Annotated in this window: 23 protein-coding genes; 13 read left to right on the forward strand and 10 right to left on the reverse strand. The window is 74.1% G+C overall.

Annotated elements, in window-relative coordinates; translation table 11 throughout:
* Window positions 1-19 precede the first annotated feature (19 nt).
* The 8 genes from HNR61_RS17680 to HNR61_RS17715 are packed head-to-tail and all read right to left on the reverse strand — an operon-like array spanning window position 20 to window position 4,109.
* Window positions 20-715, reverse strand: a complete 696-nt coding sequence (locus HNR61_RS17680) for a YidC/Oxa1 family membrane protein insertase (protein WP_182844243.1) — start codon at window positions 713-715, stop codon at window positions 20-22.
* Window positions 716-767: 52 nt separating this feature from the next.
* Entirely contained in the window at window positions 768-1,058 is a 291-nt protein-coding gene (locus HNR61_RS47830) for a DUF6412 domain-containing protein (protein ID WP_182844244.1), read from the reverse strand.
* 59 nt (window positions 1,059-1,117) lie between these two features.
* The gene (locus HNR61_RS17690) at window positions 1,118-1,675 is read right to left on the reverse strand and encodes a hypothetical protein (protein ID WP_182844245.1); all 558 of its coding nucleotides are present in this window, start codon (window positions 1,673-1,675) and stop codon (window positions 1,118-1,120) included.
* Window positions 1,676-1,693: 18 nt separating this feature from the next.
* A complete protein-coding gene (locus HNR61_RS17695; protein WP_182844246.1) occupies window positions 1,694-1,864 on the reverse strand; it encodes a hypothetical protein in 171 nt (56 codons plus the stop codon).
* Window positions 1,865-1,868: 4 nt separating this feature from the next.
* Window positions 1,869-2,426, reverse strand: a complete 558-nt coding sequence (locus HNR61_RS17700) for a hypothetical protein (RefSeq protein WP_182844247.1) — start codon at window positions 2,424-2,426, stop codon at window positions 1,869-1,871.
* Window positions 2,423-2,911, reverse strand: coding sequence for a hypothetical protein (locus tag HNR61_RS17705; RefSeq protein WP_182844248.1), 489 nt, complete (start codon window positions 2,909-2,911; stop codon window positions 2,423-2,425). Before HNR61_RS17705 ends, HNR61_RS17700 begins: the two co-directional genes overlap by 4 nt.
* The gene (locus tag HNR61_RS17710) at window positions 2,908-3,450 is read right to left on the reverse strand and encodes a MauE/DoxX family redox-associated membrane protein (protein ID WP_182844249.1); all 543 of its coding nucleotides are present in this window, start codon (window positions 3,448-3,450) and stop codon (window positions 2,908-2,910) included. Before HNR61_RS17710 ends, HNR61_RS17705 begins: the two co-directional genes overlap by 4 nt.
* Window positions 3,447-4,109 (reverse strand): hypothetical protein, encoded by a 663-nt coding sequence (locus tag HNR61_RS17715; RefSeq protein ID WP_182844250.1) that lies wholly within the window; start codon window positions 4,107-4,109, stop codon window positions 3,447-3,449. Before HNR61_RS17715 ends, HNR61_RS17710 begins: the two co-directional genes overlap by 4 nt.
* Before the next feature lie 165 nt (window positions 4,110-4,274).
* On the opposite strand from HNR61_RS17715, the gene HNR61_RS49945 reads away from it, so the two are divergent.
* The 4 genes from HNR61_RS49945 to HNR61_RS50760 all read left to right on the forward strand — a co-directional run bounded on the left by HNR61_RS49945 (window position 4,275) and on the right by HNR61_RS50760 (window position 6,296).
* Window positions 4,275-4,820, forward strand: a complete 546-nt coding sequence (locus tag HNR61_RS49945; protein WP_182844251.1) for a PaaI family thioesterase — start codon at window positions 4,275-4,277, stop codon at window positions 4,818-4,820.
* Window positions 4,817-5,290: a dUTP diphosphatase gene (gene dut / locus HNR61_RS17725; RefSeq protein ID WP_182844252.1), complete on the forward strand. Its 474-nt coding sequence runs from the start codon at window positions 4,817-4,819 to the stop codon at window positions 5,288-5,290. The genes HNR61_RS49945 and dut overlap by 4 nt, the downstream gene beginning before the upstream one ends.
* A 3-nt stretch (window positions 5,291-5,293) precedes the next feature.
* Window positions 5,294-6,109: a DUF3710 domain-containing protein gene (locus tag HNR61_RS17730; RefSeq protein ID WP_182844253.1), complete on the forward strand. Its 816-nt coding sequence runs from the start codon at window positions 5,294-5,296 to the stop codon at window positions 6,107-6,109.
* 106 nt (window positions 6,110-6,215) lie between these two features.
* The gene (locus HNR61_RS50760; protein WP_501162095.1) at window positions 6,216-6,296 is read left to right on the forward strand and encodes a 50S ribosomal protein bL37; all 81 of its coding nucleotides are present in this window, start codon (window positions 6,216-6,218) and stop codon (window positions 6,294-6,296) included.
* Between the two features lie 9 nt (window positions 6,297-6,305).
* Here the strand turns inward: HNR61_RS50760 and HNR61_RS17735 are convergent, their stop codons facing one another.
* Entirely contained in the window at window positions 6,306-7,007 is a 702-nt protein-coding gene (locus tag HNR61_RS17735; RefSeq protein ID WP_182844254.1) for a PIG-L deacetylase family protein, read from the reverse strand.
* A gap of 23 nt (window positions 7,008-7,030) precedes the next feature.
* Entirely contained in the window at window positions 7,031-7,465 is a 435-nt protein-coding gene (locus HNR61_RS17740; protein ID WP_182844255.1) for an Rv3235 family protein, read from the reverse strand.
* Between the two features lie 506 nt (window positions 7,466-7,971).
* Here HNR61_RS17740 and HNR61_RS17745 point away from each other — a divergent pair.
* The 9 genes from HNR61_RS17745 (at window position 7,972) to HNR61_RS17785 (ending at window position 17,572) form a co-directional block, all read left to right on the forward strand.
* Window positions 7,972-8,379, forward strand: coding sequence for a peptidase inhibitor family I36 protein (locus tag HNR61_RS17745; protein ID WP_182844256.1), 408 nt, complete (start codon window positions 7,972-7,974; stop codon window positions 8,377-8,379).
* Window positions 8,380-8,627: 248 nt separating this feature from the next.
* Window positions 8,628-10,253: a TlrC/CarA/OleB/SrmB family ABC-F type ribosomal protection protein gene (locus HNR61_RS17750; RefSeq protein WP_182844257.1), complete on the forward strand. Its 1,626-nt coding sequence runs from the start codon at window positions 8,628-8,630 to the stop codon at window positions 10,251-10,253.
* 126 nt (window positions 10,254-10,379) lie between these two features.
* A complete protein-coding gene (locus HNR61_RS17755; RefSeq protein WP_182844258.1) occupies window positions 10,380-10,643 on the forward strand; it encodes an SAV_915 family protein in 264 nt (87 codons plus the stop codon).
* 19 nt (window positions 10,644-10,662) lie between these two features.
* Window positions 10,663-11,961, forward strand: coding sequence for a diaminopimelate decarboxylase (lysA, locus tag HNR61_RS17760; RefSeq protein WP_182844259.1), 1,299 nt, complete (start codon window positions 10,663-10,665; stop codon window positions 11,959-11,961).
* A gap of 77 nt (window positions 11,962-12,038) precedes the next feature.
* Entirely contained in the window at window positions 12,039-12,479 is a 441-nt protein-coding gene (locus tag HNR61_RS17765) for a cupin domain-containing protein (RefSeq protein ID WP_182844260.1), read from the forward strand.
* A 272-nt stretch (window positions 12,480-12,751) separates the two neighbouring features.
* Entirely contained in the window at window positions 12,752-12,841 is a 90-nt protein-coding gene (locus HNR61_RS47840) for a potassium-transporting ATPase subunit F (RefSeq protein ID WP_182844261.1), read from the forward strand.
* Window positions 12,842-14,503, forward strand: a complete 1,662-nt coding sequence (gene kdpA, locus HNR61_RS17775) for a potassium-transporting ATPase subunit KdpA (RefSeq protein ID WP_182844262.1) — start codon at window positions 12,842-12,844, stop codon at window positions 14,501-14,503.
* Window positions 14,500-16,653, forward strand: coding sequence for a potassium-transporting ATPase subunit KdpB (gene kdpB / locus HNR61_RS17780; protein ID WP_425544503.1), 2,154 nt, complete (start codon window positions 14,500-14,502; stop codon window positions 16,651-16,653). Before kdpA ends, kdpB begins: the two co-directional genes overlap by 4 nt.
* Before the next feature lies 1 nt (window position 16,654).
* Window positions 16,655-17,572, forward strand: coding sequence for a potassium-transporting ATPase subunit C (locus HNR61_RS17785; RefSeq protein WP_182844264.1), 918 nt, complete (start codon window positions 16,655-16,657; stop codon window positions 17,570-17,572).
* Window positions 17,573-17,621 lie beyond the last annotated feature (49 nt).

Raw genomic sequence — 17,621 nt, forward strand, 5'->3', positions numbered from 1 at the left:
GCGGGGGATCGGGCGGGGATCAGGCGGCGGGCGCGACGATCCGGCGGTGCAGCACGGCGCGCTCGACGGCCGTCCAAGCGGTGGACACCAGCAGGTACAGCCCGGCGGCCAGCGGGACGAACGCCGCCACCGCCACCGTCCCGAACGGCATCAGCCGCAGCACGCCCGCCATCGGCGCGTCCGCCGGGACCCGCCGCGACGTCACCCACGCCACGGCCAGCAGCAGCGCGAACAGCCCCAGGAACACCAGCGGCGCCGGGGACAGGATCCCGCCGCCGAGCACGCCGATCCAGTTCTGGCCGAGCGGCGCGGCCAGCAGCGTGTGGGCGAGCAGGAGGTTCTGGTGCCCGGCGACCGTCGCCGACAGGAACAGCCGGTACATGACCGTGAAGAACGGCAGCTGCGCCAGCGCGGGCAGGCACCCGGCCAGCGGCGTTCCCTCGGCGCGGTACAGCTCCAGGGTCTCGCGCCGGAGGAGCCGCGGGTCCTTGGCGTGCTTCCTCTGGAGTTCCCGCACCTTGGGCAGCAGCCGCCGCCGGGAGCGCTCGCCTCTTGCCTGCGCGACGGACAACGGGAGCAGCAGCAGCCGCACGCCCATGGTGAACAGGACGATCGCGGCGGCGGTCGCCAGGTCCCCGGCGACCGGGGACAGCGCGCCGGCCAGCCCGGCGACCAGGTCGTGGGCGGCGGACACGGGGGCATCCAGCAAGAACATCGAAAGCCTTCCGGAGAGGGAAAGGGGGATCAGCCGGCCTTCCGGCCGCCGCTCAGGCGGCCGCGATCCCCGCTCCGGGCGCTCTCGGCCGGGGCCGCCCCGCCGCGTCCGGGTCGCGCTGCGGCAGGAACGCCGTGCGCAGCGTGCGCTCCCGCAGCGTCGTCCGCAGCCGCGCCAGCGCCGAACGCGGCTCCCGCCGCAGGGCGGGCAACGTGGCGGCCAGCACCAGCAGCGCCGCGACACCGGCCGTGGCCAGCGCGGCCCACAGGCCCATCCCGCCGAGGTCGGCCGGGAACGCGCCCACGCCGGCCAGCCGCAGCACCGCGGCGATGATCAGCAGCATGGACGTCCCCTCCTCGCCCTACCCGACGCACGGCCGGTCCCCCGGGTTCCCGCCGGGCCTCAGAGCGTCAGCAGCAGGGCCAGGGCGGTCAGGGCGGTCAGCGCCGTCGCGTTCCTGATCCACGGCATGCGGGCGCCGATCGCGGCGTCCCGGTCCGGGTCGCGCGCCCAGAACGTCAGCGCCGAGCTGAGCGCCCGGCCCGCGCCGAACGCCGCGCCCACCGCCAGGCACGCCCCGAGCCCCTGGTGGCTCAGCAGCAGCCCCAGCGCCAGCACGTAGGGCGCGCTCGCCGACACGTACGTGCGCACCCCGGTGCCCATCTCGAACCCGAACTGCAGGGCCCCGCGCCGCAGCCGGAACCGGAGCACCTCCTGCGGGATCTGCCGCGCGTTCTGCGGCAGCGGCACCGTGACCCACCCCAGCTCGCGCGCCACCCCCACCGCCGCGACCAGCAGGATCGACACCGCGCGCGCGGTATCGGGGAGCGGCGCGGCCAGCCCGGACAGCACCCAGACCACCGCCCCGCTCAGCGCGCCCCCGAGCAGCAGCCCGAGGGTGAAGACGGCCAGGACCTCGCCCTGCCGTACGTTGGCCCGCCAACCTGGCGAGAACAGCACCGACTCGCTGTTACGCGTTCAAACGCTGCCCGACAGCGAGAACCCCGCCAGCGCGCCGACCGCCGCCCAGCACAGCACCGTCGCGTCCAGCGCCGCCGCCGCGACGGCCAGCAGCGCCAGCACCGGGACCGGCAGCAGCGGCCCGGTCAGGGCCCGGCGCAGCCCGCCGACGGGGACGATCTCTCGCACGGCGTCACTTCCTGCACGACGTCGCCTTACGGCAGATGGTCTTGTACCAGCTCCCGCGCGAGGACTTCTTCCACCCGTCGTGGCACCGCCACGTCACGCCCCGCGCGCAGGACCCGCAGCGGCGCGAGTACGCCCACAGCCAGCCGTCCCAGCCGCCGCCGTAGCACTGGTTGGGCCGCAGCTTGTACTTGCCGGGATGGGACTTGCCGGACTTGTGGTAGCCCTTGTACGTGCCGCTGGTCCGGCAGCAGTCGGAGCACACCACGCTGGGGCCGCAGCCGGGCGAGCAGTTGTGGTTGGCGGCGTAGGAGGGGCAGCGCGGGTAGATCTGGTAGCCGCCCGGGGCCCGGTACCCGGCGGCGAGGGCCTGCCGCGCGGGCGGGAAGACGCCGAGGGCGTTCAGCCCCACCGCCGCCCCGGCCGCCGCCAGCCCCGCCAGCACGCCCCGGCGGCCCACCCGGGCGCGCGCCGGGCGCCGCTCGCGGGGCGCGCGCCGCCGGACGCGTTCGGCGCCGTGCGGGCGCGGACCGTGCAGCGGGGGGACGTCCTCCAACTGGATCATCGGACCACCTCCGGTTCGGTGAACGTGCGCAGTGCCTCGGGGGAGCCGACCGGCTCGGCGCGGCGGACCCGCCCGGCCGCGTCCACCAGCACCGCGAACGGCGTGGCGGGCACCCGGTAGGACACGAACAGCCCGCCCTCCTCGTGCGTCAGCACCCTGGCCCCGGGCGCGAGGGCCGCGTCGGGCGCGGGACCGGCGAAGACCGCCCCGAACGGGCGGCCCAGCTCCTCGGCGGCCCGCAGCACCTCGTGGCAGACCCCGCACTCGACGTCCAGGAACAGCAGCAGCCCCGGCCCGACCCGGTCGAACGCGGGGGCGCGGGCGCCGGGCGGCGGCCCCAGCCGCGGCGCGCCGTCGCGTTCGCCGGGACCGGGCCGCGCCCCCTGCGAGAGAACCTGCACCTGCCGGACCAACCCGGCCACCACCAGCGACAGCAACACGATCGCCACCCACGACAGCACCAGCGCGCTGGTCTGGAAGCTCATCGGGCCACGCTCCTCTCCCCGTCGAACGGCACGGTCAACGCCTGCGGCAGCGCCCACAGCAGCGCGGCGAACGCCACCCCCGCCAGGACGGTCACCGCCCGCCCGGCCCCGGTCGTCCCCGCCGCCGGACCCCACAGGGCCCCGGCGGCGGCCAGCGCCGCCAGCGCGGCGGCGCGCCCGGCCACCCAGCCCGTCATCGGCGTCGAGGACCCGGCGCAGCCGCACGGCACCCGGCCCCGCGTCCGCGCCACCTGGGCGCCGTACAGGGCGTACCCGGCCAGCAGGACGGCGGCCAGGGCCAGCCCGGAACGCAGCAGCGCGGCGTTCCCCGTGACCAGCCCGGCCAGCGCGCCGCCGCCCGCGGCGGCCTCCGCCAGCACCGCCAGCGCGGCCACCGGCGCGATCAACGGCGCCGGGACGACCCGGTGCGTCAGCAGCGCCGCGGCCAGCGCCCCCGGCCGCGCCGCCTGCCCGGCCACCGCGACCAGCAGGGTCAGCGGCACCGCGACCGCCCCGACCCCCGCCAGCAGCCCCGTCACCGCACCGCCTCGATGGTCAGCTCGGCCAGGCGGGACGGGGCCTCGCGGAGGCGGTCCTCCTCCGGCAGCACCGTGACCAGCAGCGACCGCAGCGCCAGCAGGAAGTAGGGCCCCTGGCCCTCCACCGTGTCCCGGAACAGCTCGCCGCCCGCCACCGACGCGCCCCGCCACGGCGGGAGCACCCGTCTGGTCCGGGCGGTCAGCGCCCTGATCTCCAGCAGCCCCAGGCCGGGGACCTCCTTGACCAGCTCGGCCGGGTCGGGCGAGACGGCCCGGCCGTGCGGCGCGGCCACGATCCCGTCGTCGTGCTCGGTGACCCGCACCGTCTGGAACAGCGCCACCGCGTCGGCGGGCCGCCCGTGGTACAGGTGCGTGAACACCGCGTGCCGCCGCCCCTCCCAGACCGCCGCCAGCAGCGGCTCGCGCAGGCCGGTGTCGGGGTCGCGGGTGGCGGTCTCGCCGACCCGCAGCCGCCCGCCCTGCACCCGGAACTCCTGCGTGAACCGTTCCACGCCGATGTCCTCGGCCCAGGCGCGGGCGTCCTCCCGCGCGCCGCTGGAGATCTCGTGCAGCCGCGGCCCCACCGCGACCCGCGCCACCGACGTCCACGGCCGTCGAAGATCGTGGGTGCCGGTCAGCCGCACCCGGGTGCCGTCCAAGGAGCGATGTGTCACCTGTCGCCGCACTGCGCTGCCCTCCGAACGCGGCCGCCCGGGATGTGCACGGACGGGGCGGTTGGGATGAAGACGACGTTACGCTCCGTACGTGCCCCCTGGGGGAAACCTGCCGGAAGTGGTCACGGAAAGAGCCGGTAAAGTCAGGCCGTGAACCGCTCTGACCTCACCGTTCCCCCGCCCGGCACCCCCGTGCCGCGGCCCCACCCCGACGCCCCGGTCGGCGAGAGGCTCGGCCCGCACTACGCCAGGTGTTTCGGCTGCGGCCCCGACCACCCGACCGGGCTGCACCTGGAGGCGGTCAGCCACGACGGGCTGGGCGTGACGGCCGGGTTCACCGTCGGTGACGTCCATCAGGGCGCGCCGGGTCTGGCGCACGGCGGCGTTTTGGCCACGGCCATCGACGAGGCGCTCGGTATGGTCGTGTGGCTGCTCCGTAAGCCCTACGTCACCGGCCGCCTGGAGACCGACTACCTGCTGCCGGTGCCGGTGGGCACCACGCTGCACATCCGGACCCGCTGCACGGGCGTCGTGGGCCGCAAGGCCTACCTGGAGGCGGAGGCCCGGATGGACGCGCCCGACGGCCCGGTGGCCGTCCGTGGCGCGGCCCTGTTCATCGAGGTGCCCGTCTCGCACTTCACCGAGCACGGCGACGGAGTCGGCGGAATGAGCCCCGAGCGTGAGGTGAACCCGTGAGCAAGGTGGACGTGCTGATCAAACGGCTCGACGAGGGCCTGCCGGTCCCCTCCTACGCCCACCCCGGCGACGCCGGAGCCGATCTGCGCACCGCCGTGGACGTGGAACTGCCGCCCGGTGAACGCGCGGTGGTCCCCACCGGCGTGGCCATCGCGCTTCCCGACGGCTATGCCGCCTTCGTTCACCCCAGGTCCGGTTTGGGCGCTAAGTTGGGGGTGACCATTGTCAACGCACCCGGTACGGTCGATGCCGGCTATCGGGGTGAGATCAAGGTGACCCTGCTGAACACCGACCTCCGCGACACCGTCCGGCTCCGCCGCGGCGACCGCGTCGCGCAACTGGTCGTGCAGCGGGTGGAGCACGCGGTCTTCCACGAGGTCACCGAGCTTCCCGGATCGGCACGGGGTGCCGACGGGTTCGGCTCCACCGGCGGGTTCCGGGGTAACGAGCACAGTCGAGAAGGAGCGTGAGTCGTGGCTTTTGGACGTCGCCGGCAGGCCGAGGAGCCCGCTGAGGGACCCGTGTCGGCCGACGAGCAGGTGGAGACGGCCGTGGACGACGAGGCTCCGGCCGAGGCCGCCTCCGCGGACGGCCCCTGGGACTCCGAGGAGTCCTACCCCGAGATGCAGCGCCTGGACTTCGGCTCCATGCTGGTCCCGGTCGCGCCGGGCCTGGGCTTCCAGGTGAACTTCGAGGCCACCGAGGTCGACGAGGAGGGCAACCCGCTGGACGCCCGCCCCGTCGCGGTGCTGGTCCAGTACGGCGAGAGCGCCATGCAGCTCCAGGTGTTCGCCGCGCCCAAGCGCACCGGCATCTGGGAGGACGTGCGCGCCGAGACCGCCAAGGACATCACCGAGGAGGCCGGCGGCCAGACCCAGGAGGGCGAGGGCCCGTTCGGTCCCGAACTGCTGGCCATGGTGCCGGCCCCGCTGACCGAAGAGGTCCTGGCGGAGATGCCGGACGAGATCAGGGAGCAGATCCCGGCCGAGTTCGTCGAGCAGGGCTGGGCGCCGCAGATCATCCGCTTCCTCGGCGTGGACGGCCCGCGCTGGTTCCTGCAGGCCGTGGTGCAGGGCGCCGCGATCGAGGACGAGGAGCAGTGGCAGGTCCTGGAGGACGTGCTGCGCGGCACCGTGGTGGTCCGGGGCGACGCCCCGATGCCGCCGCGCGAGCTGCTGGAGCTGAAGATCCCGGCCGAGTTCTCCGAGGCGACCCCGGAGGACGAGGAGGAGAACGCCGAGACGTTCAACCCCTTCGAGCGCGGCCCGGAGATCACCGAGGTCCGCTGACCCGGGGGCTCGCGCGGGGCCCGGCACGGCGGGGTGTCCGCACCCGGCCGTGCCGGGGCCTCGCGCGCCTCTTGCGGGACGGCCCCCGCCGAGGGTCAATCGAGCCATGTCGAAACGAACCCGCAAGCGCCGTTCCCGCAAACGGAACAGGGCCAACAAGGGGCGGAGGCCCTGCGCGCGGCACTAGCGCGCGGTACTAGGTGGCGATGAGCTCGAACGGCATCGCGTACTCGACGCCCACCTCACGGCCGACCGGCGCGGCGAAGCCGGTCAGCATCGCCTCGGGGTCGAAGTCCTGCCCGAGGTTGTCGAAGTAGATCTTGTGGGCGCGCAGCGAGGCGATCCCGGCCTCCAGGTGCCCGGTGACGTCCACGTAGTGCGTGGGCTGCGGCGACCCGCCCATGAGGGCGAACCGCACGCCCTGCCACGGCTCCAGGCCGAGGTCGCGGAACACCCAGCGGTTGGCGGCGTCGCGGATCGCGTCGACCACGGCGAGGCCGAGCACGCGGTGGTCGGCCATGTTGAAGAACCCGCCGGGGAAGGTCTCGCGGAAGTTCACCGAGATCACCACCTCGGGCCGGTGCCGCCGGATGACCTCGGTCAGCCTGCGGCGCAGCGGCAGCCCGTACTCCAGCGTCCCGTCGGGCAGGTCGAGGAACTCCACGGTGTCGACGCCCACGCACCGGGCGGCCTCCACCTGCTCGGCGCTGCGGATCCGCGCCACCTCGGCGGGGTCCATCGAGTCGATCCCGGCCTCGCCGCGCGTGGCGAGGACCTCCGCGACCTCCTTGCCCTGCGCGGTCCACCGCGCGACGGCGGTGGACCCGCCGTACTCCAGATCGTCGGGGTGCGCCACGATCGCCAGCGCCCGCTGCCAGTCCTCCGGTACCGGTTCCATGTGACCATTCTGGCGGACGCCGATCACCCGGCCCGGCGCAGGGCGCGCGCGGGCGGGCGGGGCAGGGTCGTCTCCACCGCCGCGCACCGCCAGCGGCCGTTCCGGCGCTCCAGCCGCAGCGCGAGGGCCTGGACGCGGCCGTCCAGCGTCACCACGGCCCCCGCCTCCGCGACGTCGGGGACGGGCCGCTGCACCCAGGTCCGCAGCACGCGCGGCGGCGGCACCCGCGCCCCGGCCGCCGGGAGCCGGTGCGCGGCGACCTTCTCGCACATGCCCGGCATGGCCCACCAGGCGAGGTGCCGGGGCTCCCGGACGCCCGCGAGGACCTCGGTGAGGAGCCGCACCGCCGTCTCGACGACCCTCCGCAACTCCTCCGGCGAGGCCTCGGCCGCGCCACCGGCGGCCTGCCGCGACCCGCGCGCGGAGATCCGCACGACCGCCCGTTCGGAACCAGACATCCCGCCTCCCGCAGAAGCACCGACACTCCCTGACAGGAGCCGAGGGCGACCGCCCAGATACACCGGGTCCGCTCCCGGCCACCCGGGTAACACCGGCGACGCCGTGGCGATCACCTCGTCCAGGACGCCGCGGGAGCGGACCGGCCCGGTGATCAGCTTCGGTGCGGCGGTCGCGCTGACCTACGCCCAGGGGCCGGCTGGACGCGTGAGGTGGCCGAGCGCATCCGGGCCGGCGGCCGCTACGTCACCCGCACCGTCCTGGCCGTGGACGGCGGATGCACCACCTGACGGAGCGCCGTCCGGCCCGGGGCCCCGGGCGGATGAGTACCCGGGGGCTACCGGGGCGGCGGCGGTTTGGGACCAGGGGTCCTGGTGGGGGCCGCACGGGGTGGCCGAGGATGGGACGTTCCCGTTGGCGATCTTCAGCGGCGAGATCGCCCGGCCGTCGCCCGGCCGAACGGAACCACCGAGAAACCACCCATCGCCCTACAAGAGGACGACCACGAATGGCACCACACAGCAGGGGGATACGCGCGCTGGCGCTGACGGCGCTGGCCGGAGCCGGCCTCGTGTCGGCGGGGACCGCCGCCGAGGCGGGCACCGTCACGCGGACGGGCGGCGTGTCCGCGGAAGGCTACGCCTCGTGCCCGAAGAACCACTTCTGCACCTGGTCGAAGCCCAACTTCAAAGGCAAGCGGACCAAGGTCTACGTGACCCGGAGGGTCAACGGGTGCGACCCGGGCGGGGACGAGTTCCCGGCCATCGTCAAGAACGCCCGGTCGGTCCGGAACATGACCGGGTACTACCTGTGGGGCCACGACAAGTCCTGGCGCACGACCGTGAAGATCGCGCCGCGCCGGGGGAAGGGGAACAACACCAAGTACAAGAAGACCACCCGCTGGTGCCTCGGCTGACCGGCGCCCCCATCCGTTGATCGATGTGACCGGGGTCACGTTGATCAACGGGCGGACCTTCCCTACCTTGGGCGCATGGGTTCCCTGTGATTCGAACGAGGACGGGACGGCGTTGAGCATCGCTCCGCCGTCGCCAGGTCCTCTCACGCGCCCGTGAAGCACCCCTCTTCCCGACGTTCGTCGTGCGGTGCCCGCGTGCGCTGACGCCTCCCTTCCGGCTCGTTCGAATCACAGGAGGTGGTGCCCTCATGCGCACCGCTCAACTCGCACTGCACGACGTCACCAAGCGCTACGCCGACCGCGTCGTCCTCGACCGCGTCGCGCTCACCGTCCGGCCCGGGGAGAAGGTCGGGATCATCGGCGACAACGGGGTCGGCAAGTCCACCCTGCTCAGGCTGATGGCCGGGGCCGAACGGCCCGACAACGGCGAGGTCGTCACGGTCGCCCCGGGCGGGGTCGGGCACCTCGCGCAGGCGCTGGAGCTGCCCGGCGACGCCACCGTCCAGGACGCCGTCGACCTCGCGTTGAAGGACCTGCGCGAGACCGAGGCGCGGATGCGGGCCGTCGAGGCGGAGCTGACCGCGCACGCCTCGGAGGAGCTGCTGGAGGAGTACGGCCTTCTCGTCGAACGCTACGAGACGCGCGGCGGCTACGAGGCCGACGCCCGGGTGGAGGTCGCCCTGCACGGGCTCGGGCTGCCGGGCCTGGAGCGGGGACGTCGGCTCGCCACCCTGTCGGGCGGGGAGCGCTCACGCCTGGCGCTCGCGGCCGTCCTGGCGTCCCGGCCGGAGCTGCTGCTGCTGGACGAGCCCACCAACGACCTCGACGACCAGGCGGTGGAGTGGCTGGAGTCGCATCTGCGCGCCCACCGCGGAACGGTCGTCGCGGTCACCCACGACCGGGTGTTCCTGGAGCGCCTGACCAGCACCATCCTGGAGGTCGCGGAGCGGAACGTCGTCCGGTACGGGGACGGCTACGCCGGTTACCTGGCCGCCAGGGAGGCCGAGCGGCGCCGCCGCCTGCGCGAGTACGAGGAGTGGCGGCAGGAGATCGACCGCAACCGGCGGCTCGTCGCCGCCAACGCGACCCGCCTGGAGTCGATCCCGCGCAAGCTGCCGCTCGCGGTGTTCGCGGCCGGGCCGTTCCGGGCGCGCGGCCGCGGCCACGGCGCGATGAGCCGCATCCGCAACGCCAAGGGGAGGCTGGAGCACCTGACCGGGAACCCCGTCGCCCCGCCGCCCGAACCGCTCACGTTCAACGCGAGCATCACCACGGCGGGAACGGCGGAGGAGGAGATCGTCGCCGAGCTCGCGGACGTGCGCGTGGCGGACCGCCTCCACCTGGATGCGCTGCGCGTCCGCCGGGGCGAGCGGCTGCTGGTCACCGGCCCGAACGGGGCGGGCAAGACCACCCTGGTGAAGGTGCTGGCGGGCGAGCTGCGGCCGGACGCCGGAACGGTCCGCCGCCCCGCCCGCGTCGGCCACCTGCGCCAGGAGGAGATCCCGTGGCCGCCGGGGACGACCGTGCTGCGGGCGTTCGCGCACGGCCGTCCCGGCGACCCGGCCGACCACGCCGCGGCGCTGCTGTCGCTGGGCCTGTTCAGCCCCGACGACCTGGAGCGGCGCGTGGGCGACCTGTCCTACGGGCAGCGACGCCGCGTCGAGCTGGCGCGCCTGGTCACCGAACCGGTCGACCTGCTCCTGCTGGACGAGCCCACCAACCACCTGTCGCCCGCCCTGGTGGAGGAACTGGAGGAGGCGCTGACGGACTACGCCGGAGCGCTGGTGGTCGTCACCCACGACCGCCGCATCCGCGAACGCTTCACCGGCTCCCACCTGCTCCTGGACACCGGCCATGTCGCCGAGGCCGCGTGACCCGCGTCAGGAAGGCGTGAGAAGGGGCCGGGTCGGCGTCAACATCGCGTAGGGACGCCGGGCGGGACGCCGGTCCGTGCCTAGCGTGGGGTCCGTTCGGCAGGACACCACGAAAGGAACGTGCTGGTGGGCGCGGTTTTAATCGTTCCGGTGCGGGAGTGCCCGGGCGGGACCCTGAGCGTGCGGACCGGGCGGATCGACGCCTCGGGGGAGCGCGTCGGGATCGCCTTCAGCGACGAGGAACGGGCGCGCGCGGCGTTCGGGGCGGGGATCCGGTGCGTCCGGCTGTCCGAACCGGCGCTGCGCGCGCTGCTGCGGCCCGTGGGGGTCGCGCGGATACAGATCGATCCCGTACTGATGGCGGGCCGCGCGTTCGCGCTGGCGGGCTGAGGAGGAGCACGACGTGCTGATGACCGGAAGCGGAGTGTGGCCCGCCACGGCACGGGAGCGTCCCGACGGGGACGTGTCGGTCGGCGGAGTGCGGCTGACCGCGGTCGCCCAGCGGTTCGGGACGCCCGCCCACGTCCTCGACGAGGAGGACGTGCGGCGGCGGTGCCGGGCGTTCCGGCGGGCGTTCCCCGACGGGGAGGTGGCGTACGCGGGCAAGGCGTTCCTGTGCCGGGCCATGGCCCGGTGGATCGCCGAGGAGGGGCTGTCGCTGGACGTGTGCTCGGCCGGGGAGCTCGCCGTCGCGCGGGCCGCCCGGTTCCCGGGCGAACGGATGCTCATGCACGGCAACGCCAAGACGCCCGAGGACCTGAGGGCCGCGCTGGACCACGGCGTGGACCGGATCGTCGTGGACTCGTTCCACGAGATCGCCCGGCTCGCGGCGCTGGCGCCGGACACGGCGCGGCCCCGGCTGCTGGTGCGCGTCACCCCCGGCGTCGACGGGCGCACGCACGCGGCGGTGACCACCGGGACCGACGGGCAGAAGTTCGGCCTGTCGCTGGCGTCGGGCGCGGCGGCCGAGGCCGTGCGGCGGATCCTGGCCCAGCGGCGGCTGGACCTCGTCGGCCTGCACTGCCACCTCGGGTCGCAGATCACGGACGTGGACGCCTTCGAACGCGCCGCGCGCCGCATGGTCGCGTTCCTGGCGCGGATCCGCGACGAGCACGGCGTCGTGCCGCCCCGGTTGGACCTCGGCGGCGGCTTCGGCGTCGGCTACCGGGACGGGGAGCCCGGCCTCGATCCCGCGACGCTCGGCGACCGGCTGCGCGGCGCGGTCCGCGAGGCGTGCGCCGGGCACCGCCTTCCCGCGCCCCTGCTGACGGTCGAGCCGGGCCGGGCGATCGTCGCCCGTGCGGGGGTGACCGTCTACCGGGTGGTGAGCGTCAAGCACGCCCCGGACGGGCGGCTGCTGGTGGCCGTCGACGGCGGCATGAGCGACAACCCCCGCCCCGGCCTCTACGGCGCGCGGTACGAGGCGCGGCTCGTCGGGCGGCGCTGCCTCGGCGGGGACCGCGCCGCCGCCGTCGTCGGCCGCCACTGCGAGGCCGGGGACGTCCTGGTCGGGGACGCCCGGCTGCCCGCCGACGTCCGGCCCGGCGACCTGCTGGCCGTGCCCTGCACCGGGGCCTACCACCACTCGATGGCCTCCAACTACAACCTGGTGCCGCGCCCGCCGGTGCTGGCGGTCCGCGACGGCGGCGTCCGCCCGCTGGTCCGCCGCGAGACCTTCGACGACCTCCTCACCCGCGACGTGGGCTGACCCGCGTTCCCGGGACCGGGCCGCGGCCGGACCGTGCGAAGATCGTTTAGCGCTCCGACCGGCCGCAGGAGGGACCCATGACCGCGCTCGTCACCCCCGAGGACGCCGAACGCCTGCGCGCGCCCGCGGGGGAGTACCTCGTCCGGCTCTCGGGGGAGCACACCGGCGGGTCGCTCGCCGTCGTGGAGTACCGGTTCCCGCCGGGGGCGCTCGGCGCGGCCCCGCACATCCACCACGGGCACGAGGAGCACTTCCAGATCCTCGACGGCGAGGTCACCTTCGACCTGGGGGACGGGTCCGTCGCGGTCGGGGCGGGCGGGACCGTGTCCGTCCCGCGCGGCGTCGCCCACGGCTTCCGCAACGCCTCCGACGACTGGGCACGATGCCTGTTCATCCTCACCCCGGCCGGCTACGAGAACTACTTCCGCGACATCCACCGAGCCCTGGAGAAGGGCCGGCCCCTCACCCCCGACCACCTCAACGACCTGCGAGCCAGGTACGACACCGTCCCCGCGTAGGACCCCGCCGCGACGAAGGCGCCGATCGCACCGCGACCGGCGCCTTCTCCGTCCCGCCGTCAGGGCGGCGTTAAGCGGGGGCGCGGGGGCGTTAAGGGCGCGTTAGGGGTCGCGAAACCGCAGGAAACAGGCGTTTTACTCCGGTGTGGGTCCCGGGTCCGGGGCCGTATCCGATCCCCATAGGAACCGAACATGCATGACGTCGCCTTCGTGCTGCTGACCGTGGCGGTCTTCGCCCTGCTCGGCCTGCTGGTGAAGGGCGTGGAGAAGCTGTGACCGCCGAGAACCTGGTCGGGCTGGCGCTGGCCGCCGGACTGATCGTCTTTCTGGTCGCCGCCCTCGTGTTCCCGGAGCGCTTCTAGATGGGTACGACCGTCGCGGGGATGTGCTTCGTCGCGTCCCTCGTGCTCGCCCTCGCCGTGGTCTACCGGCCGCTGGGCGACCACATGCACCGCGTCTACGACGGACGGCGGCACTCGCGCGTCGAGCGGGTGCTCTACCGGCTCGTGGGCGTCAAGCCCGACGCCGAGCAGACCTGGGGCGTGTACGCCCGCAGCGTGCTGGCCTTCTCGGTGGTCGGCGTCCTGTTCCTGTACCTGCTGCAACGGGTCCAGGACAGGCTGCTGCTGTCGCTGGGCTTCAAGCCGGTCAAGCCCGACCAGGCGTGGAACACCGCCGTCAGCTTCGTCACCAACACCAACTGGCAGTCCTACTCCGGCGAGTCGACCATGGGCCATCTGGTGCAGATGGCCGGGCTCGCGGTGCAGAACTTCGTGTCCGCCGCCGTCGGCATGTGCGTCGCGATCGCGCTGGTGCGCGGCTTCGCCCGGAAGCGGACCGAGCACCTCGGCAACTTCTGGGTGGACCTGACGCGGGGCACGCTGCGGATCCTGCTGCCGATCGCGTTCGTCGGCGCGCTCGCGCTGGTCGCGGGCGGTGTGATCCAGAACTTCGGGGACGGGCACACCGCCACCACCCTCGCGGGCGTCGAGCAGAGGCTCACCGGCGGGCCGGTCGCCAGCCAGGAGGTCATCAAGGAGCTCGGCACCAACGGCGGCGGCTTCTACAACGCCAACTCCGCCCACCCGTACGAGAACGGCACCGCCTGGACCAACTGGCTGGAGATCTTCCTGATCCTGCTCATCCCGGTCGCGCTGTGCCGCACGTTCGGCCGGATGGTCGGGCAGGACCGCCAGGGTTACGCGATCGTCGCGGTGATGGGCACCATCGCCCTGACCAGCACCGCGCTGACCATGACGTTCCAGCTCATGCACCACGGGACCGTCCCCATGGCGGTCGGCGCGGCGACCGAGGGGGTGGAGAGCCGGTTCGGGGTGGCGAACTCCGCCACGTTCGCGGCGGCCACGACGCTGACCTCGACCGGCGCGGTGAACTCCTTCCACGACTCCTACACCGGCCTCGGCGGCATGATGACGATGGTCAACATGATGCTCGGCGAGGTCGCGCCGGGCGGCGTCGGCTCGGGCCTGTACGGCATGCTCGTGCTGGCCGTCATCACCGTGTTCGTCGCGGGCCTGATGGTGGGCCGCACCCCCGAGTACCTCGGCAAGAAGATCGGCAGCCGGGAGATCAAGTTCGCGGCCTGCTACTTCCTGGTGACCCCGATCCTGGTGCTGACCGGGACGGCGGCGGCCGTCGCCACCGAGAGCGGCCGGGCCGGGATGCTGAACTCCGGCGCGCACGGCTTCAGCGAGGTCCTGTACGCGTTCACCTCGGCGTCGAACAACAACGGCTCGGCGTTCGCGGGCCTGACGGCCAACACCGTCTGGTACGACACCGCGCTCGGGCTGTGCATGGCGTTCGGCCGCTTCCTGCCGATCGTCTTCGTGCTCGCGCTGGCCGGGTCGCTGGTCCGGCAGGGCCGCACGCCCGCCTCCGACGGGACGCTGCCCACCCACCGGCCGCAGTTCGTCGGCATGGTCACCGGCGTGACGGTCGTCCTGGTCGCGCTCACCTTCCTCCCCGCGCTCGCGCTCGGCCCGCTGGCTGAAGGACTCCACTGATGGCTGTACAGACGCTCACCCCCGCGCCGGAACGCAGGCCCCCGGCCCCCGGCGGCGACCGGAGGACCTCCGGCGGGCTGCTGGACCCCGGGCAGCTCGTCAGGTCGCTGCCGGACGCCGTCCGCAAGCTCGACCCGCGCATCCTGTGGCGCAACCCGGTCATGCTGATCGTCGAGATCGGCGCGCTCTGGACGACGGTCCTGGCGGTCCCGGACCCGTCGGTGTTCGCCTGGCTGATCGTCGGCTGGCTCTGGCTGACCGTCGTGTTCGCCAACCTCGCCGAGGCCGTCGCCGAGGGGCGCGGCAAGGCGCAGGCCGACTCGCTGCGCCGGGCCAGGACCGACGCCGTCGCGCGCCGCCTGCCCGGCTGGACGCCGGGCGCCACCGGCGTCCCCGAGGAACGCGTCGGCGCCCCCGAGCTGAGGCGGGGCGACCTCGTGGTCGTCGAGGCCGGGGAGATCGTCCCCGGCGACGGCGACGTGGTCGAGGGCATCGCCAGCGTGGACGAGTCGGCGATCACCGGCGAGTCCGCGCCGGTGATCCGCGAGTCCGGCGGCGACCGCAGCGCGGTGACCGGCGGCACGCGGGTGCTGTCGGACCGGATCGTCGTGCGGATCACCCAGCGGCCCGGCGAGAGCTTCATCGACCGGATGATCGCGTTGGTGGAGGGCTCGGCCCGGCAGAAGACCCCCAACGAGATCGCCCTCAACATCCTGCTGGCCGCCCTCACGATCATCTTCCTGCTGGCGGTGGCGACCCTCCAGCCGATGGCGATCCTCGCCAAGGGCGACAACCCCGGCGTCGCCGACACCCTCGCCCTGGACGCGGGCGGCGTCACCGGCGTGGTGCTGGTCTCGCTGCTGGTCTGCCTGATCCCCACCACGATCGGCGCGCTGCTCAGCGCGATCGGCATCGCGGGCATGGACCGCCTGGTCCAGCGCAACGTCCTGGCGGTGAGCGGCCGCGCCGTCGAGGCGGCGGGCGACGTCGACACCCTGCTGCTGGACAAGACCGGCACCATCACCCTCGGCAACCGCCAGGCGTCGGAGTTCCTCCCCGTCGACGGCGTGGACCAGGACGAGCTGGCGGGCGCGGCCCGGCTGTCCAGCCTCGCCGACGAGACCCCCGAGGGCCGCTCGATCGTGGTGTACGCCAAGCAGCGTTACGGCCTGCGGGAACGCGCCCCGGGCGAGCTGGAGCACGCCACCTGGGTGCCGTTCACGGCGCAGACCAGGATGAGCGGCGTCGACATCGACGACCGCAGGTTCCGCAAGGGCGCGGCGAGCGCCGTCGCCGACTGGGTCCGCGAGTCCGGCGGCACCGTCCCGGCCCGCCTCGGCGAGATCGTCGACGGCGTGTCGGCGTCCGGCGGCACGCCGCTGGTCGTCGGCGAGGCCGCCGGCGGCACCGCCCGCGTCCTCGGCGTCGTCCACCTCAAGGACGTCGTCAAGGCGGGCATGCGCGAGCGGTTCGACGAGATGCGCCGGATGGGCATCCGCACCGTCATGATCACCGGGGACAACCCGCTGACCGCCAAGGCCATCGCCGACGAGGCGGGCGTGGACGACTTCCTCGCCGAGGCCCGGCCGGAGGACAAGCTCGCCCTGATCCGCAGGGAGCAGGAGGGCGGCCGGCTGGTCGCGATGACCGGCGACGGCACCAACGACGCCCCCGCCCTGGCCCAGGCTGACGTCGGCGTGGCCATGAACACCGGCACCTCGGCCGCCAAGGAGGCCGGGAACATGGTGGACCTGGACTCCGACCCGACCAAGCTCATCGAGATCGTCGAGATCGGCAAGCAGTTGCTCATCACGCGCGGCGCGCTGACCACGTTCTCGATCGCCAACGACGTCGCCAAGTACTTCGCCATCATCCCGGCGCTGTTCGTGACGGTGTTCCCGGGCCTGGACGCCCTCAACGTCATGCGCCTGCACAGCCCGCAGTCGGCGATCCTGTCGGCGGTCGTGTTCAACGCGCTGGTCATCGTCGCGCTGATCCCGCTCGCCCTGCGCGGCGTGCGCTACCGCCCCAGCAGCGCCGCCAGGCTGCTCAGCCGCAACCTCTACGTCTACGGGCTGGGCGGGATCGTCGCCCCGTTCGCCGGCATCAAGCTCATCGACCTCATCATCCAGTTCCTCCCGGGAATGTGACATGCGCTTGCCCACCTGGATCCGGCAGCACCTCGCGGCGCTGCGCGCGCTGCTGGTCTTCACCGCGCTGCTCGGTCTCGCCTACCCCGTGGCCGTGTTCGCGGTCGCCCAGCTCCCCGGCCTGAAGGACAGGGCCGACGGTTCGCCCGTGCGGGCGGACGGCAGGCTGGTCGGCTCGTCGTCGATCGGCCAGTCCTTCACCGGCGGGGACGGGCGCCCGCTCCGGCGGTACTTCCAGAGCCGCCCGTCCAACGCGGGCGACGGCTACGACCCGACCTCCACCTCGGCCAGCAACCTCGGCCCCGAGGACGTCGTCGACAAGCTGCCCGACCCGGAACTGGTCGCGGGGGGCAAGGAGGACGGCAACGCCCGCCAGAGCCTGCTCACCCAGGTCTGCGCACGCAGCAGGGCCGTCGGCGAGCTGGAGGGCGTGGACGGCTCCCGGCCGTTCTGCACCCCCGGCGGCGTCGGCGCGGTGCTGGCGGTGTTCGGCCCGCGCGCCAAGGACGGCACCGTCCCGCATCCGACGCGCGTCGTCAGCCTGAACGAGCAGGACGGCGTCGTGAAGGTCCCCTTCGTCGCCGCCTACAGGGGCGTGAACGTGGAGTTGGCCCGGTACGGCGAGGACTACGCCAGGGGACTGGTCGTCCCGGTCCGGGGGAACGCCTCCGCCAGGCCCGCCGTCCCCGCCGACGCGGTCACCGCCAGCGGCAGCGGCCTGGACCCGCACATCTCCCCCGAGTACGCGCGGCTCCAGGCCAAGCGGGTCGCGCAGGCGCGCGGCGTCACCCCCGCGCAGGTCGAGGCCCTGGTGAAGCGGCACGAGACCGGCCGCGCCCTCGGCTTCATGGGCGAACCGGCCGTCAACGTCCTGCGGCTCAACCTGGCCCTGGACGCGAAGTACCCGGCCCGGGACTGACCCGGAGCCCGGCCACGGGAAGCAGAGCCGCGGGCGTCCCCGGGACGGC

Source organism: Actinomadura kijaniata, from assembly GCF_014138665.1.
GTDB classification, from domain to species: domain Bacteria; phylum Actinomycetota; class Actinomycetes; order Streptosporangiales; family Streptosporangiaceae; genus Spirillospora; species Spirillospora kijaniata.